This window comes from Salinispora cortesiana (assembly GCF_000484695.1).
GTDB lineage: Bacteria > Actinomycetota > Actinomycetes > Mycobacteriales > Micromonosporaceae > Micromonospora > Micromonospora cortesiana.
The window spans coordinates 212865-234950 of record NZ_AXVR01000001.1; the positions used below are offsets into that span (position 1 = coordinate 212865).

A 22086-nucleotide genomic window follows, 5' to 3' on the forward strand; every position below is an offset into this window, starting at 1 on the left:
GACGCGATCACCGTACGCGACGAGAGGCCAGGTGAGTACCGATGTCCTACAGTGGGCAGTCGCTCCTACGCGGGCCTCGGGTGGAGTACCGGGCGCCGCACGGACTTCCCGGCCTGGTCCGGGATCAGCAGCGGCGGACCCCCGACGCCGTGGCATGCAGCGACGCCGAACGGTCCCTGACGTACACCGAGTTGGACCTGCTCAGCGATGCGCTGGCCGCCGAGGTGCTACGGGTGACCGGTGGCCGCCGAGGCGCGGTCGCGTTGCGGATGCACCGACAGGTCGACCTCCTGGTTGCCCTTCTCGGCATTGTCAAGGCCGGCTGTCACTACCTGCCGGTAGGTATGGACGAGCCAGCGGCTCGGCTCCGGGCGATGACTGGCGTCGTGCCCCCGGTGGCCTGGGTGGTGGCCCCGGGGCAGCGGCACCTCGTACCCAACGAAGCCCCTGCGGTGGAGGTGCCGCGCGCCTGGTCCCGACACCTGCGCCCGGTGCGGGCCGTCGCCCCCGACGAATCCGTCTACGCCCTGTTCACCTCCGGGTCCACCGGCACGCCGAAGGCGGTCCGTACGACGAGCGCCGCCCTGTGTAACCGGATCCTCTGGATGGCGCGGACCTTCCCCTTCAGCGACCGGGACCGCGTGCTCCAGAAGACCCCCTACACCTTCGACGTGGCCGGGTGGGAGTTCTGGGTGCCGCTGGTCACTGGCGCCCGGTGCGTCTTCGCCCCCGTCGATGCCGAGCAGGACGCCGCCCGGACGGCCGAGGTGATCGCCCGGGAGGGCATCACCGCCTGCCACTTCGTGCCCACCATGCTGGAGTCGTACCTGCGGTTGCCTGGGGCCCAAAGAAGCAGCACCACCCTGCATACCGTGCTCTGTAGCGGAGAGGCCTTGCCGGCGCCGCTTGCCGCGCGCTTCGTGCGCGCCATCGACGCCGAACTACACAATCTGTACGGTCCGACGGAGGCCGCCATCGAGGTCACCCACTGGCGGGTGCCGCGTGATCTGCGACCGGAGGACCACGTCTTCATCGGGCTACCGATCGACAACGTCGACCTGATGATGCTGGACCCGGACGGGCAGCCGGTGGCCGAGCACGAGGTGGGTGAGCTTTGGCTCGGTGGTGTCCAGGTCGCCGAGGGGTATGTCGGACGACCCGACCTGACCGCGCGGGCGTTCGACCAGCGGGACGGCACGCGGTGGTATCGCACCGGCGACCTGGTGCGGGTCGAGCACGGCAACATCCGCTACGTCGGCCGGGCCGACTCCCAGGTCAAGATCGGCGGGGTACGGATCGAGCCGGGCGAGGTGGAGAGCGTCCTGCAGCGGCATCCGGCGATCGGCCAGGTCGTCGTCGTGCCGGTGGAATCGCCGTACGGTGACGGTCTGGCCCTGGTGGCCGTGGCCGTCGCGGCCGACACGACCGTCCTTGACCACGAGATCCGTGAGTTCGTCGCCGAACGGCTGCCGCGCTCCTTCGTACCCCGCACGCTGTTCTGGGTCCATCGGTATCCGTTGACCTCCGCAGGAAAGGTGGACCGCCGACGGGTCGCCCGGGACGCCGCCGAGCGGTGGGCCGCCGAGACCGCCGCCGTCCAGGCGGATCAGGTCCCCGACGACGAACTCGCCCAGGCCTGGTGGCAGGTGCTCGGTACGCCTACCCGGCAACGGCGCGACGACGTGGGCTTCCTCAACCTCGGTGGTCATTCCCTGGCCGCGGCCCGGCTCGTGGCCAGGGTCGCCCAACTGCGTGGGGTCAACGTGCCACTGTCGGCGCTGCTGCGCGACAACCTGCCGTTGACCCGGCTGCAGGAGACGCTGTCGGATGCGCCCCCGGTGCGGGCCGTTCCACCCGCCGGTCTCGCCTCCGCCGACCAGGAGCCGACCGGACGCAGCCCGCTGACCCCCGCCCAGGAACCAATCTGGCTACTCACCCAGGTGCTCGCCGATGCCTCTGGCTACAACGTCATCGGCGCGCTGCGAATCCGAGCCACGGTGCACGACGGGCTGCTCGATGCCGCCGTAGGGGATGTCCTGGCCCGTCACGACGCGTTGCGTGCGGGGATCGAGGTCACCGACGGCACGCCGTCGTGGAGGTATGCGCCGACTGCTGAGGTGACGGTGCAGGCGGCCCACCATCCGGGGGCCTACACCGACGAGGCCGTCGACCGGTTCGTCGCTGGACTCGCCCGGCAGGTGATCGACCCGACTCGGCCACCACTGATGCGGGTCGGCGTTCTCCATGCCCCGGACGTGGGTGCGAGCCTGATCACCGTCGTGCTGCATCACCTGGTGGCCGACCAGCGGACGATGGAGATCGTCCTTAACGACCTGGCGTTCGCCTACACCGCCCGAGCCCGCGGCAACGTCCCGGAGTGGCCGCGGCCCGCACCGAGCTTCGCCGCGTTCGCCCAGGCGCAGGCGGCGACGGTGGACTCCGCGAGGTGGCGCGACGATCTCGCCTACTGGAAGCATGTGCTCGCTGACGCGCCTGCTCTCCTGCCGCTGCCGTTCCGGCTGGCCCACGGGGACCGGCCGGCGCTGGCCGGCCGGCGAACCGTGGTCGAGGTGGGTGGTGCGGCCAGCGCCGGGATCGACGCGTTCCTGGCCACGCAGGGGTACACCGCGGCCACCTACTTCACCGCCTGTCTGGCCACCGTGCTCGCGGCCTGGTCGGGCGAACCCGCGGTGACTGTCGGCATGCCGGTAAGTCAGCGTCGACGCCCAGAGGACTTCGACCTTGTCGGCCTCGTGCTCGGCACCGTGCCGTTGCGGGTCACGGTGCCCCTCGCGGGCGATCGGGACACCCTGCTGCGCCACGTCCGGGACCGGTACGTGGACGCACTCGAACATGCGACGCCGAGCTTCCCGGCGATCGTCCGGCGGCTGGGGATGCGGCCGACACCGCAGGACAACCCATTGTTCCAGGTATGGATGAACGACCTGAGCCGGCTCGCGTCGGCTCCCGCGTTCGCCGGCGCGCCCGCCACCTGGGTGCGCACCACCTCGCCGGGTGCCCTGTTCGATCTCAACTTCTACCTGGACCGCCCGGACGGCTACCGACTGGAACTGGTCCACGCGGTCGGCCGCTATGCCGACGTCGTCGCCGGTGAGCTGCTGCACCAGGTTGCTGCGGTGGCACGTTCCCTGGCCACCGCCGAGCGGCCGGCGCACCGTGGCGCGCCCCACCCCGTACCGTCCGGCATGCGCCACCACCGACCCGCGGCAGCCGCCAGCGGCCCAGTGACGACACCGTGGCGTACCCAGTCGGAGCTGGTCGAGATGCTGCGTGCCATCGCGTCGAGCCGACCCGACCCGGTCGCCCTGCGGGGGCCGAACACGCGATGGACGTACGCCGAACTGCTGCGGCGGGTGGATGCGGTGGCCGAGCGGGTCACCGCGGCCGGGCTCGGCCCGGGTGATGTCCTGCAGCTGCGCGCCCGCCGCGTTCCGGCGTTGCCTGTCGCGTTGCTGGGCGCCTGGCGGGCCGGGACAGCGGTGGCCGTCACCGACGCCGGCCTGCCCGAGGCAGTCGCCGCCGAGCAGGCGGACCTGCTGCGTCCCGCCGCCGTGCTGACTTTGGACCGAGACGGGGTGTCAGCGCGGCTCGATCCCGGCGGTGCGGCTCCGCGCCGCCTCGACGGCATCAGCCATGTGCTCTTCACCTCCGGCACCTCGGGACGGCCCGCGGCGGTGGCGGTGCCCCCGGTGGCACTGGCCGCGACCCTGTGTTGGTACCTGGGCGCCGCCGAGTTGGGTCCCGCCGACCGGGTGGCGATGCTGGGCGGGCTTGGACACGACCCGCTGCTGCGCGACATCCTGGCGCCGCTGCTGGCCGGGGGGACGCTGGTCGTGCCACCTGAGGACGTCTTGGCCGCGCCGCAGCGGCTGTCCGATCTGCTCGGCGAAGAGCGGATTAGCGTCCTGCACACGACGCCCGCCCTGCTGGAGCTGGCATTGTCCGGTTGCGTGGGCCGGGCCGGCGTCAGCTGGGAGGACCTGCGCCTGGTGGTGAGCGGGGGAGCGCCGTTGACGGCCGGGCTGGTCCGCGCGTTGCGCACCGTGACGGCTGCGACCGTGGTCAACGCCTACGGCACCACGGAGACGCCGCAGATCGCCTCCTGTCAGGTGGTCGCCGGTCCGGGCGAGTCGGTGCCGAACGAGGTACTGGACGCGGCGTCGCTGCCGGTCGGCGCGGGCGTGGGTGGGGCGGAGCTGGACGTGATCGCCCCAGACGGGACGTCCCTGCCGGTCGGGCACGTCGGTGAGGTGGTCGTTCGCTCCCCGCACCTGGCCGTCGGCTACCTGGACAACGCGGGCCGCCGCGACGGCTTCGAGCGCGGCGGGGGGACCTACCGCACCGGCGATCGGGGCCGCCGGGACCCGCTCGGTGCCGTGCTCCTCGACGGGCGGCTGGACCGGCAGCTCTGCCTCGACGGGCACCGGGTCGACCCCGAGCAGGTGGAGCGGGTCGCCCTGGGGCATCCCGCCGTGCGCCGGGCGCTGGCCCGGCTGGCGCCCACGCCCGCCGGCGAGGTGCTGGTCCTGCAGGTCGGGGTCGCCTCCGGTCCCCGGCCGACGGCGACCGAACTGCGGTCGTACCTGCGCCGTCACCTGCCACGGCACGCCGTTCCCACCGAAATCCGGATCGGCGACGGGAGCGTCCTCGACGATACCCGGCAAAAGGCGGCTGGGGTGCGGGCAGACCTCGGCCGCCCGTCGGCCCCGCCGGACGAGCTGACCCAGGTGGTGCGGGATGTGGTCGGGTATGACATACCGGCCGAGGAGAACTTCTTCGACGCGGGCCTGAACTCGATGACGGTGCTGCGCCTGCACGCGGTCCTGCGCGATCGACTCGGGATCAACCTTTCGGTGGCCACGATGTTCGCCTACCCGAACCTCGCCGCACTCGCCCGACACATCGGGCGGGACGCGACCAAGCCGACGCCACCCTCCCCTGACGACCTTCGCCCGATCAACGGTGGTCGCGCGGAACAGCGCCGCCACCTGCGTCAACGTATCCGCCACGACCTCGGAGGCAGCCATGGGTCCACTCGTCGAGGATGAGCCGGTGGCCATCATCGGGATGGCCGGTCGCTTCCCGGGAGCCGTCAACCCCGGCGAGTTCTGGGTCAACCTGCGTGCCGGCATCGAGTCGGTCCGCTTCCCCTCCGGCGAGGAACTGCTCGCCGCGGGGGTCTCCCCGGCGGCGCTTGCCGACCCGCACTACGTTCGGGCAACAGCGGCCGCTGCGGACCTCGACCGCTTCGACGCCGCGTTCTTCGGTCTCACCCCGAGGGAGGCGCGGATCTGCGACCCGCAGCTGCGGCTGTTCCTCGAGTGCGCGCACGCCGCGCTGGAAGACGCCGGCTACGACGCGGACCGCCTCGGCGACGTGGGCGTCTTCGGTTCGGCCGGGGCCAACCGGTACCTCGAACTGGCCCGGCTCAGCGAGGGAAGTGAGCTGCGTGGCAGCGCGGAGATGTCCCTGTTGACCTGGAACTCCCTCGACTACCTCAGCCCGCTCGTCTCGTACCGACTCGGCTTGCACGGGCCCAGCCTCACCGTGGTGACGGCGTGCTCCAGCTCCCTCGTGGCGGTGCACCTCGCCGCAGCCGCGCTTCGATCCGGCGAGTGCGAGGTCGCCCTCGCCGGAGGCGTTGACGTCGAACTGCCGCTGGGGCACGGGTACTGGTGGGAGCCCGGAGGCACACTCAGCCGCGACGGGCACTGCCGGCCGTTCGACCGGGACGCCACCGGCACCGTCTTCGGCTCCGGAGTAGCCACGGTGGCGTTGAAGCGGCTCTCCGACGCACTGGCTGGCCGCGACCACATCCGGGCAGTCATCCGGTCAACGGCCGTCAACAACGACGGTGCGGCAAAAGTGGGGTTCGCCGCACCAAGCGTCTCCGGGCAGGCGGCGGTGGCTGCGGAGGCGATGGCGGTGGCTGGCGTCGGGCCCGGAGAGCTGGGCCTGGTGGAGGCGCATGGGACCGGGACGGCGCTTGGTGACCCGATTGAGGTGGCCGCGCTGACATCGGCGTTCCGGCAACTGGGCGACACCAGTGTGGGGGGCTGCGCGCTCGGCTCGGTCAAGGGCAACATCGGGCACCTGGGGCACGCTTCCGGTGTCGCCGCACTAATCAAAGTGGCCCTGTCGCTGGAGCACGGCACGATTCCGGCGACCGTCGGCCACCGTGAGCCCAACCCAGAGCTGGAGTTGAACAGCTCCCCCTTCCACGTGCCGACGCACGCGATGTCGTGGCCGTCGGGCCGTACCCGCATCGCCGCCGTCAACAGCTTCGGCGTCGGGGGCGCCAACGCCCACGCCATCGTCGCCGAGGCGCCGTCGGTCCCGCCGCCGCCGGTGTCCGAGCGGCCCCGGGCGGTGCTCTGGTCGGCCCGCACCGACGAGGCGGCCGAGCGATACCGGCAGCGCCTCGCCGAGCACTTCGGTGGGCCCGGCCGCGAGCGGTTCGTGGCCGCTGTCGGGACGTTGCAGCGGGGGCGCACCGCACACCCGCGGCGGGGCGCCGTCGTCGCCGCAGACCCGGCCGAGGCCGCGGCCCTGCTGCGGGACCCGACCGCGGTCGGGCACATCGCGCCGCCGCCCGACGGCGGCCCGGTCGGCCAGGTCGTGTTCCTGTTCCCTGGAGTGGGCGCCCAGCACGCCGGACCGGCCCACGGGCTGTACGACCACTCGCCGGCCTTCGCCGCCGCCTACGACGAGTGCCTCGGCCTGCTGGAGCGGGAGGGGCTACCGGTGCGTCGAGCCTGGCGGGACGGGGACGACCGCCGGGTGGACGGGGTGCTCGTCGCGGAGCCGCTGCTCTTCGCCGTCGGGTACGCCGCCGCTGCTGCCTGGCGGCACTGGGGCGTGTGTCCGACTGCCGTGCTGGGTCAGGGAATCGGCGAGCTCACGGCCGCGACTGTGGCCGGGGTGCTGCCGCTCACCGACGCGGTGCGGGCCGTCGCCGCCCGGTCGGTGGCCATGGCCGACATCCCGCCCGGCGGGATGCTGGCCGTCGCCGCGCCCGTCGAGCAGGTGCTTCCTCTGCTACCGGACGGAGTCGGCCTGGCCGTGACCGGTGGCCCTCGGCAGATAGTGGTGGCCGGAGGGGGCGACGCCTTGGACAAGGCCCGAACTCTGCTCGGCGACGCCGGACTGCCGTGTCGGTCGGTACGCGCATCTCGGGCGTATCAAACGGCAACCGCTGAGGCCGCGGTGGCGGCGTACGACGTGGCGCTGCGCGGGCTGCGGCTGTCCGCACCGCAGATCACGCTCGTCTCGGCTGCGGCCGGCCGGCCGATCACTGCGGCCGAGGCGGAGGACCCGTCGTTTTGGTCTCGCCAGCTCGCCGAGCCGGTGCTGTTCGCCGATGCGCTGGACGCGCTGACCGCCGAGCCGGGACGGCTGCTGCTGGTCGAGACAGGCCCGGGTCGTACCCTCACCGCCCTGGCCCGGCAGCACCCCACGGTGGCCGGTGGCCCGCACGCGGTGCTGCCAATGCTGCCGCCGCGCCGCACCGACCCGCTGGTCGAGTGGCGCGCCGCGTTGGGCGCGATCGCCGGAGTCTGGGCCGAGGGGCACCCGGTGGATTGGACGGCGGTGGAGGACCTCACCGACGTCGGCCGGGTGCCGGTGCCGGGATACCCGTACCAGCGGGAGCGGTTCTGGGCCGACCCGCCGACCAGGGGCGTCCCGCCCGCGTCCACCACGGTGACGGAGCCCGACCCGTCGGCGCTGTTCACCACGGTCATCTGGCAGGAAGAGCCCCGGGACTACCCCGTGGCGGCGGCCACCGAACAGCTCACCGCGCTCGTACTGTTGCCGCCGGAGCAGGTGTTGGCCGAGCGAGTGGGCAACTGGCTGCGCCAGTCCGGCGCACGGGTGGTTCGGGTGGCCACGGATGCGCAGCAGCCGGATGCCGCGGACTCGTGTCCCGCCCGGCCGGATGAGCAGGACGACCTCGCCCGCGTGCTCCGGTCCCTGAATGACGCCGGAACGCCGCTGGACCTGCTGGTGCACGCCGGTACGCTCGGCGCACCCGGCGATCTCCAGGAGCAGATGAGTGCCGGTCTGGCCGGGGTCGTGCGGCTGGTCCGTCGGGCGGCGCAGGCTGGTCCGGCGGGGCATCGGCCGGACCTGTTGGTGCTCACCGAGGGTGCGGTCGATGTGAGCGGCCACGACCGGCTGCGGTGCGGCAACGCGGCCCTGACGACGCTGCGCGACGCACTATCCGCGGAGGGGGCCGTGCGGCGAGTCCGGCTGCTGGACGTGGGCGCGGGAGTCGCCGATGTTGAGGTTGTGGCGGAGGTGCTGGACCGCACGGGCGAGCCTCTCGTCGCACTGCGTGGGGACCGTCGCTGGGTCCGGCGGGAGCGAGCCCTGACGGTGCGTCCGTGCGCGGCCGCCCGATGGCGGCCAGACACCGTCTGTGTTGTTACCGCTACCGCTGGTCCGTTCGGCGCTGAGGTGCTCCGCGACCTCGCCGCAGCCGGCGATCGTCTGGTGCTCGTGCTGATCGGCGACTGCTTGACCGTTCGGCCGGAGGAACTGGACGAGTTGACGGCCGAAGGTGCGACGGTCGAGGCGTACGCCTGCGACGTGACCGACCCGGAGGCGTTGCGACTGCTGATTGACCAGGTGTCTCGGCGGCACGGGGCGGTTGGCGTGGCCGTACACGTGACCGGGGCTGCCGCGGGGCGCCCGACTACGGAGGTGAGTGATCCGGTCGGACCGGAAGTCCTCGGCGCCCTCTCGTTGGCTGCGGCCCTCGCTGACCGGCCCTCCCTGGGCCTGTTCGTCACCGTCGATCGGGTGGCCACCGGTCCTTCCGCGGCGGCCACCGCGCTGGACGCACTGGCACGCAGTGGGACGTTCGCGGCTGACCGGGTGCTCCATGTCGGCTGGTCAGCCGACCGTTCCGATGGCCTGCCGTGGCGTCCCGGCCTGCTGCGCGACCTGCTGGTCGCCCGGACACCCCGTCAGGTGTCCGTCCACGATGTCGTCGACAGCGCGGCCCGGCCGAGCGGCTCGGATGCGCGACCGGCCACGTCCAGTCCCACCGTGGAGCGGCTGCGGCGGGTGTGGTTGGCCATGCTCGGGCATGCCGAGATCGTTGACCACGACAACTTCTTCGACCTGGGCGGCAACTCGCTGACCGCGGTCGAGTTAGCGGTCCGGGTCCACGGGGAGTTCGGTGTTCGGTTGGACCTGGAGCTCCTCTTCGACCATCCGCGGCTCAGCGAACTGGCCGAGCAGATCGACCGGCTGGTGAAGTCATGACATCGGCGGGCCGGGCGCACGTGGTCCCGCTGGCCGATGCGGAGTGGTCGACCTGGCGGGACGTGGTGCTGCGCAGTACCGGCTTTCCCGCCGAACTGGTCCTCACCCTGGCCGACGCGGATCTGTCCCGCGCTGCCGACGACGCGGGACAGGACCCCGACCGGCTCGCGGCCTACCAGCGTGAATACGACGCCGCCACCGCCCGGCTCTCCGCCGGGGTGCGGAACGTGGCTCGCTCACCACGGTTTCGCGAAGCCGTCACCTGGCAGAATCCGAAGCTACTCCGGCAGTGCCTGGACAAACTCGTCGCCGGTGAGCCACGCAATGTCCGCGGCCGGAACCACGAGCTGACCGTCGCCAGCTACCTTCAGCGGTACTGCCTCAAGAACGACACGATCGGGTTCTTCGGGCCCGTTGGTTGGGCTCGGTGGGCCGACCGTTCACCCCCGCTGGCGGTGCAGTTCGGCGACCCGTTCCTGTCCCGGCGGACGGTGAACTTCGAGACCTGGGCGGTGGACGCGGTGGCGCTGGCCCTGACCGCCGACCCGCGGCTGGTGCCGTGGTTGATTCCCCGACGGCTCTCCGGTCACCGCTGGGATGGCGCCTGTCTGCACGTCCCGGGCCGGCCCCCGGTGACGCTGGACCCACGCGAGACCGAGCTGATCGCGATGGCCGACGGCGAGCGGACACTGGGTGACCTGGCTGCGGAGCTGTGGTGGTCGGAGTTTCCGGAGTTGGCCGACGTGGCGGCTCTGCACGACGCCTACCGGTCGCTCGCCGATCAGGCGCTGGTGCGGCTCGATCTCGTCGGCCCGATCCAAACCAACCCCGAGCAGTGGCTCCTGGAGCGGCTGGAGCGGGTGGGTGACTCGGCGGCCCGGGACTACGCCGTGGGTACCGTCCGGCGGCTCGTGGACGCCCGCGACCGCGTCGCCGCCGCCGCCGGCGACGACGGGGCGTTGGAGCAGGCGCTGGCGGATTTGGCCGGGTGCTTCCAGGAGATCACCGGCGAGGCGGGTGAGCGTCGCCGGGGAGAGACGTATGCGGGACGGACGCTGGTGTACGAGGACACCGTGCTGAGCAGCCGGGTCACCCTCGGGCCGACGACCCGGCAGGCACTCGCCGGTCCGTTGGGGCTGCTGCTCGCCAGCGCCAGGTGGCTCGTCGCCGAGGTCGGTGACGAGTACGACCGACTCTTTCGGGACCTCTATGCCGGTCAGGTCGCCCGGTCGGGCAACCCGGTGGTGCCGCTCGCGGTGATCCTGGGCAAGGCCACGCCGCAGCTCTTCTTCAACGTGCGTAGCCTCGCCGAGCCGGTGCGGCGGGCGGTGACGGAGTTTCAGCGTCGTTGGGCCGAGGTGCTGCGCCTGCCGTCCGGCGCTCGTGCCGTGCAACTACGCGTCGAGGACCTGGCCCCGCGGGTCGCCCGGTGGTTCCCGGTGCGGCCGGCACCGTGGGCGAACGCGGTCCACCACTCTCCAGACGTGCTGCTGGCCGCTGCCGATTTGGACGCGGTCGCCCGGGGTGAGTTCCTCTTTGTCCTCGGCGAGTTGCATCTGTCCTTCAACACGATGGAGAGCCGGGTCTTCGTCGAGCAGCACGACAGTCCGCCGGCGATGCTGGCGTCGGCTCAGGCGGACCTGGGTGACCGTCGTATCTACGCCATTCCGCCGAAAGAGTGGCCTGGGGTGAGTTCCCGGCTCGCCCCTCCATCGTCGTTGCTGTCGCCCGACTACACCTACTGGACCCAACATCCGGAGGCCGTCGTCCCGCCCGGGCCGATCATTCCGGCCGCTGCGCTCACCGTTCGACTGGAGGGCGACCGTCTCGTCGTCCGGTCGCTGACTGACGGGTTCGCCGCACCGCTGTCCGAGGTGGCCGCCGAGTTCCTCTCGTCGGCCGTCGTGAACGCGTTCAAGCCGGTGAGCGGCGCGCACACCGCCCGGGTCACCATCGATCGGCTGGTCGTCTGCCGTGAGTCGTGGCGGTTCCGCGCGGCCGAGGTGGCGTGGACGCGGACGAGGTCGGAATCGGAGCGGTTCCTCGGCGCCCGGCGGTGGCGGACCCGGCACGGGCTGCCCGAGCGGGTCTACGTCAAGGCTCCGGTGGAGGACAAGCCGACCTTCGTCGACCTCGGCAGCATCGTCTACGTGAACCTGCTGGCCAAGCTGATTCGCCGGTCCGCTGATCGGCCGGACGGGTGGGTCACTCTGACCGAGATGCTGCCTGACATGTCCCAGTTGTGGCTCACCGACGCGGCCGGCGCGCGGTACACCGCCGAATTCCGGATGGTGGCGGTCGACGAGCGGGCTCGACGACGGCATGAGCGCCCACGGTCCGGCTGACGCAGGGCACCGAAGGATCGCCGCTCGGCAGGCGCGTGCGAGGGTCGCCCGGTTTCTGGATAGCCTCAGGTGTGCCCTGGAGTGAGCTCGATGCTGAGGAAGTTCAGCGACATCTTCGGGGTCAGGTCGACCTTTCGACTCGACTGACATCCTTCCCGAAGTCGGTGGTGGGGCTTGACGTGTCGTACGAGAAAGCGACAAACCGGGTGTGCGCGGCGGCTGTGGCGATTGAGCTGGAGTCGCTGGCGGTGACGGATGTGGCGACGGTGGTTGGGGAGGCCACCTTTCCTTACGTTCCTGGCCTGCTGGCGTTCCGGGAAGCGCCGATTTTGCTGGAGGCGCTCCAAGGGCTGGCGAATGAGCCGGAGGTGTTGGTTTGTGACGGCTACGGAATCGCGCATCCGAGGCGCTTCGGTCTGGCCTGTCATGTCGGTGTGTTGACTGGGCTTCCGTCCTTCGGGGTCGCCAAGACCTCCTTCATCGCCGACTTCGCCAATCCAGATCTCCGCCGTGGTGCCGGGTCGCCGCTGAAGGAGGGTGGGGAGACGCTTGGTCGGGCGGTGCGTACGCAGGATGGGGTGCGACCCGTCTTCGTCTCGGTCGGCCATCGAATCGGTCTTGACCAGGCGTGCGACCTAACGCTGAGGTTGTGTCCACGCTATCGGATTCCCGAGGCGACCCGGCAGGCGGATATCGCGTCCCGGCGGGTGCTGCGTACGGCAAGCCGGGCCGGAGGCTGATCGCGGGCCGGGTCGTGGTGTGTGCCGGTCCGGGCCTCGGATCCGCCCCGGGCGGTCAGGACGCCTGGCGGATGGAAGGGCTGGTCAGCCAGGCGTCGGCCAGATTGCTGACGGGGACGTCGAGAGCCCGGCTGAGGCAGACCACGGTGCCGAACGCCGGCGCGGGCAGGCGACCGGACTCGATTTTGCGCAGGGTCTCGGGGGAGATGCCGGCCGCCAGGGCCACCTCGACGAGACTGCGGTCGGCCCGCGCGGCCCGGAGGGCGACCCCGAGGCGCTGGCCCGCGGCGATCTGCTCGGCGGTCAGGGGTTGGCGAACCATGTCGGCAGGATATCTCCCGATGGCCTCGCAGCACCGGATGGTATAAAAATACGGTATTAAAATACCGCGGCCAGGGAGGCGTCGTGATCGAGCTGAAGTCCGCCGAGGAGATCGACCAGATGGCGGTCACCGGCCAGTTTGTCGGTGAGTTGCTCGCCGAACTGAGCGAGGTCGCCGCGGTCGGCGTCAACCTGATGGATCTCGAACACCACGCCCGCCGTCGGATCGCGCAACGCGGTGCCAAGTCCTGCTACTGGGACTACGCTCCCTCGTTTGGCCGCGGCCCCTTCCGCAATGTCCTCTGCCTGTCGGTCAACGACGCGGTGCTGCACGGCCTGCCGCACGACTATGTCCTCCGCGACGGTGACTTGCTCAGCATCGACATGGCGCTCGGCATCGATGGCTGGGTCGCCGATTCCGCGCTCTCCCTCGTCGTTGGCACCCCCGCCCCGGCCGATCTGAAGCTGATCGAGGCCACCGAGGTCGCCCTCGCCGCCGGCATCGCCGCCGCCCAGCCCGGCGGCCGGCTCGGCGACATCTCCGCTGCGATCGGTCAGGTCGCCGCCGCCTACGGCTACCAGGTCAATGGCGAGTTCGGTGGGCACGGCATCGGCCGCACCATGCACGAGGCCCCGCACGTGGCCAACAATGCCCGCGCCCGTCGCGGCCTGAAGCTCCACCCCGGCCTCACCATCGCCATCGAACCCTGGTTCTGCGCCTCCACCGACAAGATCAAGTTTGACGAGGATGGCTGGACGATCCGCTCCGCCGACGGCTCCCGTACCGCGCACTCCGAACACACGATCGCCGTCACCGCTGCGGGTCCACAGGTGCTGACCGGCCGCCCCAGCCGCGGTGCCACCGGCGCCGATCCCACCGTCCGGCCGCGCTGACCTTGCGCGGGGTCGCCGCGCCCGGACCGTGCGGTCAGCTGATGTAGTGCAGGATCACGTTGTGCACGTGGTGGCTCTTCTGCGAGCCGCGGAACTCCACCTCGTAGGTGTGCGTGCCGACGTGAATGGCGATGGCTCCGGTGGAGAAGAACGAGCCGCCCCACGACTTGTTGCTGACCACGCTCACGCTGGTGACCTTCGCGTACGGGATGCTGGTGATCGCGTAGCGTTTGCCGATGAACGAGCGGTCCTGAATGATCACGCGTCGGTCGGTCACCCCGATGAAGCCGGTACCGGTGCCGACGGCGTCGTAGACGGCGATGATCTGCTCGCCCTCGAGCAGCCCGCTCTGGATCTGTTGGAGCTGCTCCTTGCGGTCGTACGTCGCGTTCGCCATGGCCTCAGCGTAGGTATCGCGAGCACATCGAAGACTGGCGAAGTGGTCTGCGGTGAGGTACGTCGGCTACCGGCGGCCCGTCGGCGTGGCCTCAGGGCTCGGTGACGGCGCGGTACGCGTCCTCGATGCGGGCGGCCAGTAGGACCTCGCCCTCGGTCAGCGGCACGGTCTCGTGGCCGACCCGAATCTCGGTCTGGTCGGCGTGTCGGCTGATCTCGGGGCGAAGGTGTAAGGCGTCGGCGACCACCTTCACCCGCTCGGTGAGGGCCGCATGCTGCGAGTCGTCGATGGGGAGCGTCCGTCGGATCCCTTCACCCTCCCGGGTCCAACCGGGCAGCAGAGTAAGTGCATCGTTGAGATAGTTAGGCTTACCCCGCCCGAACGGCATGCGTACCACCACACCTCCCGGCATCGTTGCTGGCTTGTGGCCTAATCGTCGCTTTCCCGTGTCGTTTTGGTGGACTTAGTCTGTCCCTTGAGGGGAACTGTGTCCACGGCCACACTTCCGGGTCTTCCTGGCCTGATGGGTGGGCCGCGGTACCCAAACCGACGATTGATCTGGCACGCTGGACGCTCGTGCGGACCGAACAGGCAAGCGATAGCGGCCGGGTTGAGCGACTCGAGCCAAAGGTGGTCGTCGGCGCGGCAATCATCCAGAACGGTCGGGTGCTGGCCTGCGCACGGTCTGCCCCGCCGGAGGTGGCGGGCCGGTGGGAGTTCCCCGGCGGCAAGGTGGAGCCGGGGGAGAGCGAGACCGCGGCACTACTGCGCGAGTGCGCCGAGGAGCTGGCCGTCCGGGTGGAGATCGGTGAGCGGGTCGGCCGGAGCGTTCGGATGGCCCACGGGCGCTCCGTGCTGAAGGTGTATCTGGCCCGGCTGCTGCATGGCGACCAGCCGCAGGCCCTGGAGCACTCGGCGCTGCGTTGGCTCTCCGCGGCCGAGTTGGACAGCGTCACCTGGCTACCCGCCGATGCCCCGATTGTCGCCGCGCTCCGCCCACTGCTGGCCGCTGGCTGACCCGCGGCAGAACCGGAAGGGCGACCCGAAAACGGACAGAGCCGGCGGAGTTTGCCGCCGGCTCTGTCAACGTCGCTGACGTGTTCAGTGCTTGTCCTGCTCCGGGTGGGCGTAGTTCAGGTGCTCCGGCGGCAGCGGGAAGCTCACGTCCTCGCCGAACGGCGACGGTGCCGCGGGCCGGTCGAAGGTGAGCTCGGTCAGCGGCAGCCGGCCGGACTCGTCAAGTGTCGGGGCGGTCGGCTTCGGCACCTCGCGGTGCCAGTTGACACCCGCCTGCGCCTGCGCCTCGGCCTTCGGATCGTGCGACGCTCCCGCGTGTGAGTGGAACCCGGGCGGGCCGGTCGCGGGGGTGCGCACGGCGCCCGGGGAGTGCTCGCTGGTCACGCTGGTCTGAGGCACCTGACCCCTCCGGAAGATCTTGTTACCAAGCCAAACAAGAGGATCATACTTCCGGTCGACTACCCGCTCCTTCATGGGGATAATCCCGTTATCAGTGATCTTGATGTGCTCGGGGCAGACCTCGGTGCAGCACTTGGTGATGTTGCAGTAGCCCAGACCCTGTTCGGCCTGCGCGTACTCCTTGCGGTCGTCCCGCGCGTCCAGCGGGTGCATGTCCAACTCGGCCGCCCGGATGAAGTACCGCGGCCCGGAGAAGGCTGGTTTGTTCTCCTCATGGTCCCGGATGACGTGACAGACCGTCTGGCAGAGGAAGCACTCGATGCACTTGCGGAACTCCTGCGAGCGCTCGACGTCGACCTGCTGCATCCGGTAGTCGCCCGGAGTGACACCGGGGGGCGGGGCGAAGGCCGGTGTCTCCCGGGCCTTCTCGTAGTTGAACGAGACGTCGGTGACCAGGTCTCGAACGATCGGGAACGTCCGTAGCGGCGTGACCGAGATCGTCTCGTCCTCGGTGAAGGTCGACATCCGGGTCATGCAGGCCAGCTTCGGTTTGCCGTTGATCTCCACCGAGCAGGAGCCGCACTTGCCGGCCTTGCAGTTCCAGCGGCAGGCGAGGTCCGGCGCCTCGGTGCTCTGCAACCGGTGGATGATGTCGAGGACGACCTCGCCCTCTTTCACCTCGACCAGGTACTCCTTCAGGTCGCCGCCGGTCTCGTCGCCCCGCCAGATGCGGAACTGTCGCTTCGTGGCCGGTGCGCCGGCCGCCTGGCTCTTCTCAGTTCCCATTCCTCAGCGCTCCTCCTTAGCGAGGGCGTCGAACTCCGCCAGCTCCTCGTCGGTCAGGTACTTGGCCAACTCCGCGCGGTCGAAGAGCGCGAAGAGCTCCGGCCGCATCCGCGGTAGCGGCTTGCGGTCCAGGTGCACGATGTCGCCCTCCAGGGAGCAGACCTGGTTGACCCGCCGCCAGGCCCGGTCCATCGTTGGATGATCTTCGCGGGTGTGGCCACCCCGCGACTCCCGCCGCTCCAGCGCGGCCTTCGCGGTGCACTCGGAGACCACCAGCATGTTGCGGAGGTCCAGGGCAAGGTGCCAGCCCGGGTTGTAGCGCCGACCGCCCGCCGCGCTCACCTTGGCCACCCGTTCGCGAAGCTCGCCGAGCCGGGCCAGCGCGTCCACCAACTCGCCCTCCCGCCGAATGATGCCGACCAGGTCGCCCATCACCGCCTGGAGATCCTGCTGCAGGACGTACGGGCTCTCGCCGGTGTCCCGCTGCAGCGGGGCCAGGGCCGTCTCCACCGCGGTCTCCACCGCCGGCACCGGGACCCGGGGCCGAGACGCCAACCCGTCGGCGTACGAGGCGGCGTGCCCGCCCGCCCGCTTGCCGAAGACCAGCAGGTCCGACAGGGAGTTGCCGCCGAGCCGGTTGGAGCCGTGCATCCCGCCGGAGACCTCACCGGCGGCGAACAGCCCGCGGACGTGGCCGAACGCGGCACCGGAGTCGGGGTCGACCTCCACCCCGCCCATCACGTAGTGGCAGGTCGGCCCGACCTCCATCGGCTCCTGCGTGATGTCGACGTCGGCCAGTTCCTTGAACTGGTGATACATCGACGGGAGGCGACGGCGGATCTCCTCGGCCGGCAGCCGGGAGGCGATGTCCAGGTATACGCCCCCCGCAGGGGTGCCCCGACCCGCCTTGACCTCGCTGTTGATGGCCCGGGCCACCTCGTCGCGCGGAAGCAGCTCCGGTGGACGTCGGTTGTTGTCCGGGTCCTCGTACCAGCGGTCCGCCTCGGCCTCAGTGTCGGCGTACTGCTTTCGGAACACATCGGGCACGTAGTCGAACATGAACCGCTTGCCCTCGGAGTTCTTCAGGACTCCGCCGTCCCCGCGGACCGACTCGGTGACCAGGATTCCCTTCACCGAGGGCGGCCAGACCATGCCGGTCGGGTGGAACTGGAGAAACTCCATGTTGATCAGCGTCGCCCCGGCGCGCAGCGCCAGCGCGTGGCCGTCCCCGGTGTACTCCCACGAGTTCGAGGTGACCTTGTACGAGCGGCCGACCCCGCCGGTCGCCAGCACCACGGCCGGCGCCTCGAAGAGAACGAACTCCCCCGACTCCCGGTAGTAGCCGAAGGCGCCGGCGACCCGGTCGCCGTCGAGCAGCAGCTCGGTGATGGTGGTCTCGGCGAAGACCCGGATCCGGGCGTCGTAGGAGCCGTGCTCGCGCCGATCTTCCTGCTGGAGGGAGACGATCTTCTGCTGGAGGGTGCGGATCAGCTCCAGGCCGGTGCGGTCGCCCACGTGCGCAAGGCGCGGGTACTCGTGCCCGCCGAAGTTGCGCTGGGAGATCTTCCCGTCCTTCGTCCGGTCGAAGAGGGCACCGTAGGTCTCCAACTCCCAGATTCGCTGCGGCGACTCCTTCGCGTGCAGCTCGGCCATGCGGAAGTTGTTCAGGAACTTGCCACCGCGCATGGTGTCGCGGAAGTGCACCTGCCAGCTGTCCCGGCTGTTCACGTTCCCCATCGCGGCGGCGGCGCCGCCCTCGGCCATCACCGTGTGCGCCTTGCCGAAGAGCGACTTCGAGATGATCGCGGTCTTCTTGCCGGCCAGCCGGGCCTCGATCGCCGCCCGCAGCCCGGCGCCGCCGGCCCCGATCACGACGACGTCGTAGTGGTGTCGTTCGATTCGCGTGGTAGTGGTCATATCGGGGCCCTCTAGTTGATGAACCGCAGGTCGGTGATCCAGTTGGCGGAGACGGCCATGATGTAGAAGTCGGTGAAGAGCACCGTGAACAGCGACACCATGGCGAACGTGCCGTGCCGGACGTTCAGCTTCGAGACCAACGTCCAGAAGCGGTACCGCACCGGGTTCCGGGAGAAGTGCTTCAGTCGCCCGCCCATCACGTGCCGGCAGGCGTGGCAGGAGAGTGTGTAGCCGGCGAGCGCGACGATGTTGACCAGGATGATCAGCGAGCCCAGGCCGACCCCGAAGGCACCGTCCGGCCCGCGGAACGCGAGGATTGCGTCGTAGATGTTGATCAGCAGGACCACGAAGGCCAGGTAGAAGAAGTACCGGTGCCAGTTCATGACGAACAGCGGGAACCGGGTCTCCCCGGTGTACTTCTGGTGCGGCTCGGTCACCCCGCAGGCCGGCGGGGACGCCCACAACGAGCGATAGCCCGCCTTGCGGTAGTAGTAGCAGGTCACCCGGAACCCGGCGACGATCGGGAAGGCGACGATGCCGAGGGGGAGGAAGAAGGGGAACTCCCCGAACGGGGTGCCGAAGTGCGATGAGCCGGGAACGCACGAGTCGGTCAGGCACGGCGAGTACAGCGGTGTGAGGTAGTGGTAGTCCTCCACGTAGTACCAGTCCGCCATGAAGACGCGGATCGTCGAATAAACGATGAAGAAGAGCAGGATTGCGGCGATGCCGACGGGCTGCACCCACCAGCGGTCGGTACGCAACGTTCTCGCCGCGATGGCGGCACGCGGACGCGTGCCCGGCCCTCCCGGCCTCGTTGCCGTTGATGTCATTCGAGTCGTCTCCCTGACGGGGCCCGGATGGGCGGCGGATCAAGTTCGGTAGGCAACCAGGCCGCACCCGCTTGCCAACGTCATGCGCACACCAACGACCGCGCCACAGAAACGGCGCAGCTAAGTGACACACGTTACGCCGATCTTTGCGAGCCGTCCGCGCAAGGCAGTGTCCCGTGTGTCCCCGTTCTTGAAAAGGCCTGTCGGTGCATCGATGCCAACCCGTTCGTTCGACGGCGCCGGCCAGCCCCGCCCACCGGCGGTCGGGGACTCAGCCGGAGGCCCCGCCGGTGAAGTTCCACCCGGCGAGGCGCAGCGCCGGCGCCTCCCACCAGACTCCGTCCACCCGGTCGGGCTGGCGGGCCAGCGTGTGCCCGACGCCGAGTACCGCCCCGGGGCCGAGCATGCGCGGATAGGACTCGGTGAACCGGAGGTCACGTACCGCCCGAGTCACCACGCCCTCCTCCACCAGCCACACCCCGTTGCGGGTCAGACCCGTGATGACCAGGCTTTTCGGGTCGAGTACCCGGGTGTACCAGAAGTCGCTGACCAGCAGGCCACGGCGGACGCCGGCGAGCAGCGCGGCGGTGTCCGGGTCAACGACCGCCGCGCCGCGGGCGTCGCCGGACCCGGGCTGCCGCACCGCCTCGGTCGAGGTGGCGGTGAGGCGCAGGTTGCGGGGGACCGGGCCCCAGGCGGCGCCGCCGGGGACGGCGTGCCCGGTTGAGGTGGCACCGGCCAGGGCGGCGGTGCGCCGATCGTGCGCGACGGCAGCGGTTACACCCGCGTCTACCAGGGTCAACGCCGCCCGCCGGGTACCCTCCACGTCGAACGGCGGACCGGACCGGTCGAGTGGGGCGTCCACCAGGGTCACCATCGGGTCGAACTGGGCCGTGCCCGGCTCGGCGAAGGACTGACCTTCGTGGTGCCGCTTGCCGTTGAAGCCGTAGGCGGACAGGTGCTGGAGCAGGTCGGCGACGGCCGCCGGCTCCAGCACCACCTCGTACCGGCCGGGCGGCAGCTCGACGGGGTCGGCCGCCGCCCGAGCCTTGCCGGCGGCGCGGGCGCCGAGGACGGCGCCGTCCAGGTCGGCCAGGCGGTCGGCGGCCAGCCGGGCCACCCCGTCCGACCCACCGGTACGGGCGATGCCGTCCATCGCCGCCTCGGCGGTCCGGCCCTGGGCCGAGTGACCGGCCGAGTTGGCGAACGCCGACGAGCGGTGGGCGGTGCGGCAGTAGCCGGCCGTCTCCAGCCCGTCGGCCGCCGCCACGAAGGCACGGACCCGGTCGGCCCGCTCACCCGGCTCCGCGTACGCGGTCGCCTCGTCCACCGGCGCTCCGGGCGGAATCGGGGTAGGTGGGGTGAGCCCCGGCCAGGCTGGGTCGAGCGGACCGGGTCGCACCGCCGCCAGGGTGCGCTCGACCAGCGCCCGCAGCCCGTCCGGGGTGCCGACGCTGCCACTGCTGGCGACGGTCCGCCCGGCGACGTGCAGCCGCAGCCGTACGGTGTGGTGGGCTTCCTCGACGTTCTGGTGGATGAACGAGTTGGCGAACCGGGTCAGCGCCAGCTCGGCCCGGGTCACCGTCGCCTCGGCCGCCGCGGCCGGCCCGGCCAGCCGGTGGACCAGCTCGATCACCTGGCCCGCCAGATCCAGCTCGGACCCGGGCCGGTTCGTCGCCCTCACGCGCGCACCCCCACCCGGATGCCACGGAAGCGGGCGGGTGCGGCCGGATGGCCGGTGTGCCCCACCTGCCCTGGTTGGCCCTTGCCGCAGTTGGGCGTGCCCCAGGCCACCGTCTCGCCGGAGAGCATGTCCATCGACCGCCAGAAGAGCGGGCTGATCCCGGTGTACGTGGGGTTGCGCAGCATCCGTCCCCGTCTCCCCTTCTTGATCTCCCAGCCGACCTCGCAGCCGAACTGGAAGTTGAGCCGCTTGTCGTCAATGGACCAGGACCGGTTGATATCCATCAGCACCCCCTCGTCGGTGGCGGCGATGATCTCGTCGAGGCTGTGTGGACCTGGCTCCAGCCCGACGTTGGTCATCCGCACCATCGGCAGCCGGGCCCAGCCGTCCGCCCGGACGCTGCCGCCGTAGTCCAGGCCCGCGACGGCGGCCGAGTCACGGCCCGCGAGCACGCCCACCCAGCGCCCCTCCCGGACGGCGTCCCGGCGGACCGCCGGGGAACCCTCGTCGTCGTAGCCGAAGCTGCCCAGCGCCCCGGGGAGTGTCGGGTCGATGGTGACGGTCATCAGCTCCGAGCCGTACCGCAGCGACCCGAGCTGGGCCAGCTCCAGCCAGGAGGTACCGGCGAAGGCCGCCTCCCAGCCGAGGATCCGGTCCAGCTCGATGGCGTGCCCGACCGACTCGTGGATCTGGAGGGCGAGCTGCTCGCCGCCGAGGATCAGGTCGGTCTCGCCAGCGGGGCAGGGTGGTGCGGTGAGCAGTGCCCGGGACTCCTCGGCCATTCGTGCCGCGTGCGCGGTCAGGTCGAGCGAGTCGACCAGTTCCCACCCACTGGTGCCGTACTGGCCCCGGTAGCTCGGGTACGACCGGCGCTGGGTCTGGCCGGCGCCGATCGAGGTGGCCGAGATGCCGCCGCCGCACTCGCGGATGCGCTGGTCGATCCGGTGGCCCTCGCTGGAGACGAACCACTTCGCCGTGTCCCAGATCTGGTAGAGGCCCTCGGCGAGGTCGGCTCCATGCTCGGCCATCAGCCGGGTCGCCTCGACCAGCAGGTCGCCCTTGGTCGACAGCGGCACACGGAGCGGATCCACCGCGCAGGCCGAGGCCCAACTCGCCGTGACCGGCTCGGCCGGGATCGGGTCGATCGGCGGGCCCGGAACGCGGGCACTGGCCGCGGCGATCCGCGCCGCCCGTCGGCCGGCGTCACGGGCGGCGGGGTCGGACAGGTCGGGTACGGCGTGGAAGCCCCAGCTCGATCCGACCAGCGCCCGGACCCCCAGCCCGATGCTCTCGTCCTGGGTCAGCTCCTCGACGTCGCCGTTGCGGGCCGTCATTGACTCGTAGCGCCGGTGCATCACCCGGGCATCCGCGTACCGGGCGCCCGCGTCGAGAGCGGCTTGGACAGCGGTGGACGCCGCGTCGAACTCGGTCATAGCTCGACCCTAGGGGAGCCGGCCGGATCCGT

General features: G+C 70.9%; 14 protein-coding genes. 6 read left to right on the top strand and 8 right to left on the bottom strand.

Annotated features, from left to right (window positions below; translation table 11 throughout):
• Nucleotides 1-41: 41 nt before the first annotated feature.
• The 4 genes from K228_RS0101060 to K228_RS0101075 all read left to right on the top strand — a co-directional run bounded on the left by K228_RS0101060 (nt 42) and on the right by K228_RS0101075 (nt 12376).
• Nucleotides 42-5069 (top strand): non-ribosomal peptide synthetase, encoded by a 5028-nt coding sequence (locus K228_RS0101060; protein WP_080671505.1) that lies wholly within the window; start codon nt 42-44, stop codon nt 5067-5069.
• On the top strand, nt 5047-9291 hold the full coding sequence (locus K228_RS0101065; RefSeq protein WP_155251539.1) for a type I polyketide synthase: 4245 nt from the start codon (nt 5047-5049) through the stop codon (nt 9289-9291). Before K228_RS0101060 ends, K228_RS0101065 begins: the two co-directional genes overlap by 23 nt.
• Nucleotides 9288-11636, top strand: a complete 2349-nt coding sequence (locus K228_RS0101070) for a lantibiotic dehydratase (RefSeq protein ID WP_025616739.1) — start codon at nt 9288-9290, stop codon at nt 11634-11636. Before K228_RS0101065 ends, K228_RS0101070 begins: the two co-directional genes overlap by 4 nt.
• Nucleotides 11637-11707: 71 nt before the next feature.
• Entirely contained in the window at nt 11708-12376 is a 669-nt protein-coding gene (locus tag K228_RS0101075; protein ID WP_080671506.1) for an endonuclease V, read from the top strand.
• Nucleotides 12377-12431: 55 nt separating this feature from the next.
• On the opposite strand, the gene K228_RS0101080 is transcribed toward K228_RS0101075, so the two are convergent.
• Entirely contained in the window at nt 12432-12698 is a 267-nt protein-coding gene (locus tag K228_RS0101080) for a helix-turn-helix domain-containing protein (protein WP_025616741.1), read from the bottom strand.
• Between the two features lie 83 nt (nt 12699-12781).
• Here K228_RS0101080 and map point away from each other — a divergent pair, with 83 nt between their 5' ends.
• Nucleotides 12782-13591: a type I methionyl aminopeptidase gene (map, locus tag K228_RS0101085; protein ID WP_025616742.1), complete on the top strand. Its 810-nt coding sequence runs from the start codon at nt 12782-12784 to the stop codon at nt 13589-13591.
• Between the two features lie 34 nt (nt 13592-13625).
• On the opposite strand, the gene K228_RS0101090 is transcribed toward map, so the two are convergent.
• Together K228_RS0101090 and K228_RS0101095 are read right to left on the bottom strand one after the other, a co-directional pair.
• Nucleotides 13626-13988 carry a PH domain-containing protein gene (locus tag K228_RS0101090; protein WP_025616743.1) on the bottom strand — a complete coding sequence of 121 codons (363 nt, stop codon included), beginning with the start codon at nt 13986-13988 and terminating at the stop codon, nt 13626-13628.
• A 91-nt stretch (nt 13989-14079) separates the two neighbouring features.
• Nucleotides 14080-14376 (bottom strand): 4a-hydroxytetrahydrobiopterin dehydratase, encoded by a 297-nt coding sequence (locus tag K228_RS0101095; RefSeq protein WP_029723262.1) that lies wholly within the window; start codon nt 14374-14376, stop codon nt 14080-14082.
• Between the two features lie 188 nt (nt 14377-14564).
• Between K228_RS0101095 and K228_RS0101100 the strand changes: the two genes are divergently transcribed.
• Nucleotides 14565-15005 (top strand): (deoxy)nucleoside triphosphate pyrophosphohydrolase, encoded by a 441-nt coding sequence (locus K228_RS0101100; RefSeq protein ID WP_033776335.1) that lies wholly within the window; start codon nt 14565-14567, stop codon nt 15003-15005.
• 84 nt (nt 15006-15089) lie between these two features.
• On the opposite strand, the gene K228_RS0101105 is transcribed toward K228_RS0101100, so the two are convergent.
• From K228_RS0101105 to K228_RS0101125, 5 genes are all read right to left on the bottom strand, one after another.
• Nucleotides 15090-16190: a succinate dehydrogenase/fumarate reductase iron-sulfur subunit gene (locus K228_RS0101105; protein WP_025616746.1), complete on the bottom strand. Its 1101-nt coding sequence runs from the start codon at nt 16188-16190 to the stop codon at nt 15090-15092.
• A 3-nt stretch (nt 16191-16193) separates the two neighbouring features.
• Nucleotides 16194-18107 carry a fumarate reductase/succinate dehydrogenase flavoprotein subunit gene (locus tag K228_RS0101110; RefSeq protein WP_025616747.1) on the bottom strand — a complete coding sequence of 638 codons (1914 nt, stop codon included), beginning with the start codon at nt 18105-18107 and terminating at the stop codon, nt 16194-16196.
• Between the two features lie 11 nt (nt 18108-18118).
• Nucleotides 18119-18937 carry a hypothetical protein gene (locus K228_RS0101115; protein WP_033776337.1) on the bottom strand — a complete coding sequence of 273 codons (819 nt, stop codon included), beginning with the start codon at nt 18935-18937 and terminating at the stop codon, nt 18119-18121.
• A 271-nt stretch (nt 18938-19208) separates the two neighbouring features.
• The gene (locus tag K228_RS0101120; RefSeq protein WP_025616749.1) at nt 19209-20621 is read right to left on the bottom strand and encodes a metallopeptidase TldD-related protein; all 1413 of its coding nucleotides are present in this window, start codon (nt 20619-20621) and stop codon (nt 19209-19211) included.
• Nucleotides 20618-22054, bottom strand: a complete 1437-nt coding sequence (locus tag K228_RS0101125) for a TldD/PmbA family protein (RefSeq protein ID WP_025616750.1) — start codon at nt 22052-22054, stop codon at nt 20618-20620. The genes K228_RS0101120 and K228_RS0101125 overlap by 4 nt, the downstream gene beginning before the upstream one ends.
• Nucleotides 22055-22086: the final 32 nt, after the last annotated feature.

Coding starts and splice junctions, on each gene's coding strand:
- K228_RS0101060 (WP_080671505.1), top strand. CDS start 42: ATGTCCTACAGTGGGCAGTCGCTCCTACGCGGGCCTCGGGTGGAGTAC.
- K228_RS0101065 (WP_155251539.1), top strand. CDS start 5,047: ATGGGTCCACTCGTCGAGGATGAGCCGGTGGCCATCATCGGGATGGCC.
- K228_RS0101070 (WP_025616739.1), top strand. CDS start 9,288: ATGACATCGGCGGGCCGGGCGCACGTGGTCCCGCTGGCCGATGCGGAG.
- K228_RS0101080 (WP_025616741.1), bottom strand. CDS start 12,698: ATGGTTCGCCAACCCCTGACCGCCGAGCAGATCGCCGCGGGCCAGCGC.
- K228_RS0101090 (WP_025616743.1), bottom strand. CDS start 13,988: ATGGCGAACGCGACGTACGACCGCAAGGAGCAGCTCCAACAGATCCAG.
- K228_RS0101095 (WP_029723262.1), bottom strand. CDS start 14,376: ATGCCGTTCGGGCGGGGTAAGCCTAACTATCTCAACGATGCACTTACT.
- K228_RS0101105 (WP_025616746.1), bottom strand. CDS start 16,190: ATGGGAACTGAGAAGAGCCAGGCGGCCGGCGCACCGGCCACGAAGCGA.
- K228_RS0101110 (WP_025616747.1), bottom strand. CDS start 18,107: ATGACCACTACCACGCGAATCGAACGACACCACTACGACGTCGTCGTG.
- K228_RS0101115 (WP_033776337.1), bottom strand. CDS start 18,937: ATGACATCAACGGCAACGAGGCCGGGAGGGCCGGGCACGCGTCCGCGT.
- K228_RS0101125 (WP_025616750.1), bottom strand. CDS start 22,054: ATGACCGAGTTCGACGCGGCGTCCACCGCTGTCCAAGCCGCTCTCGAC.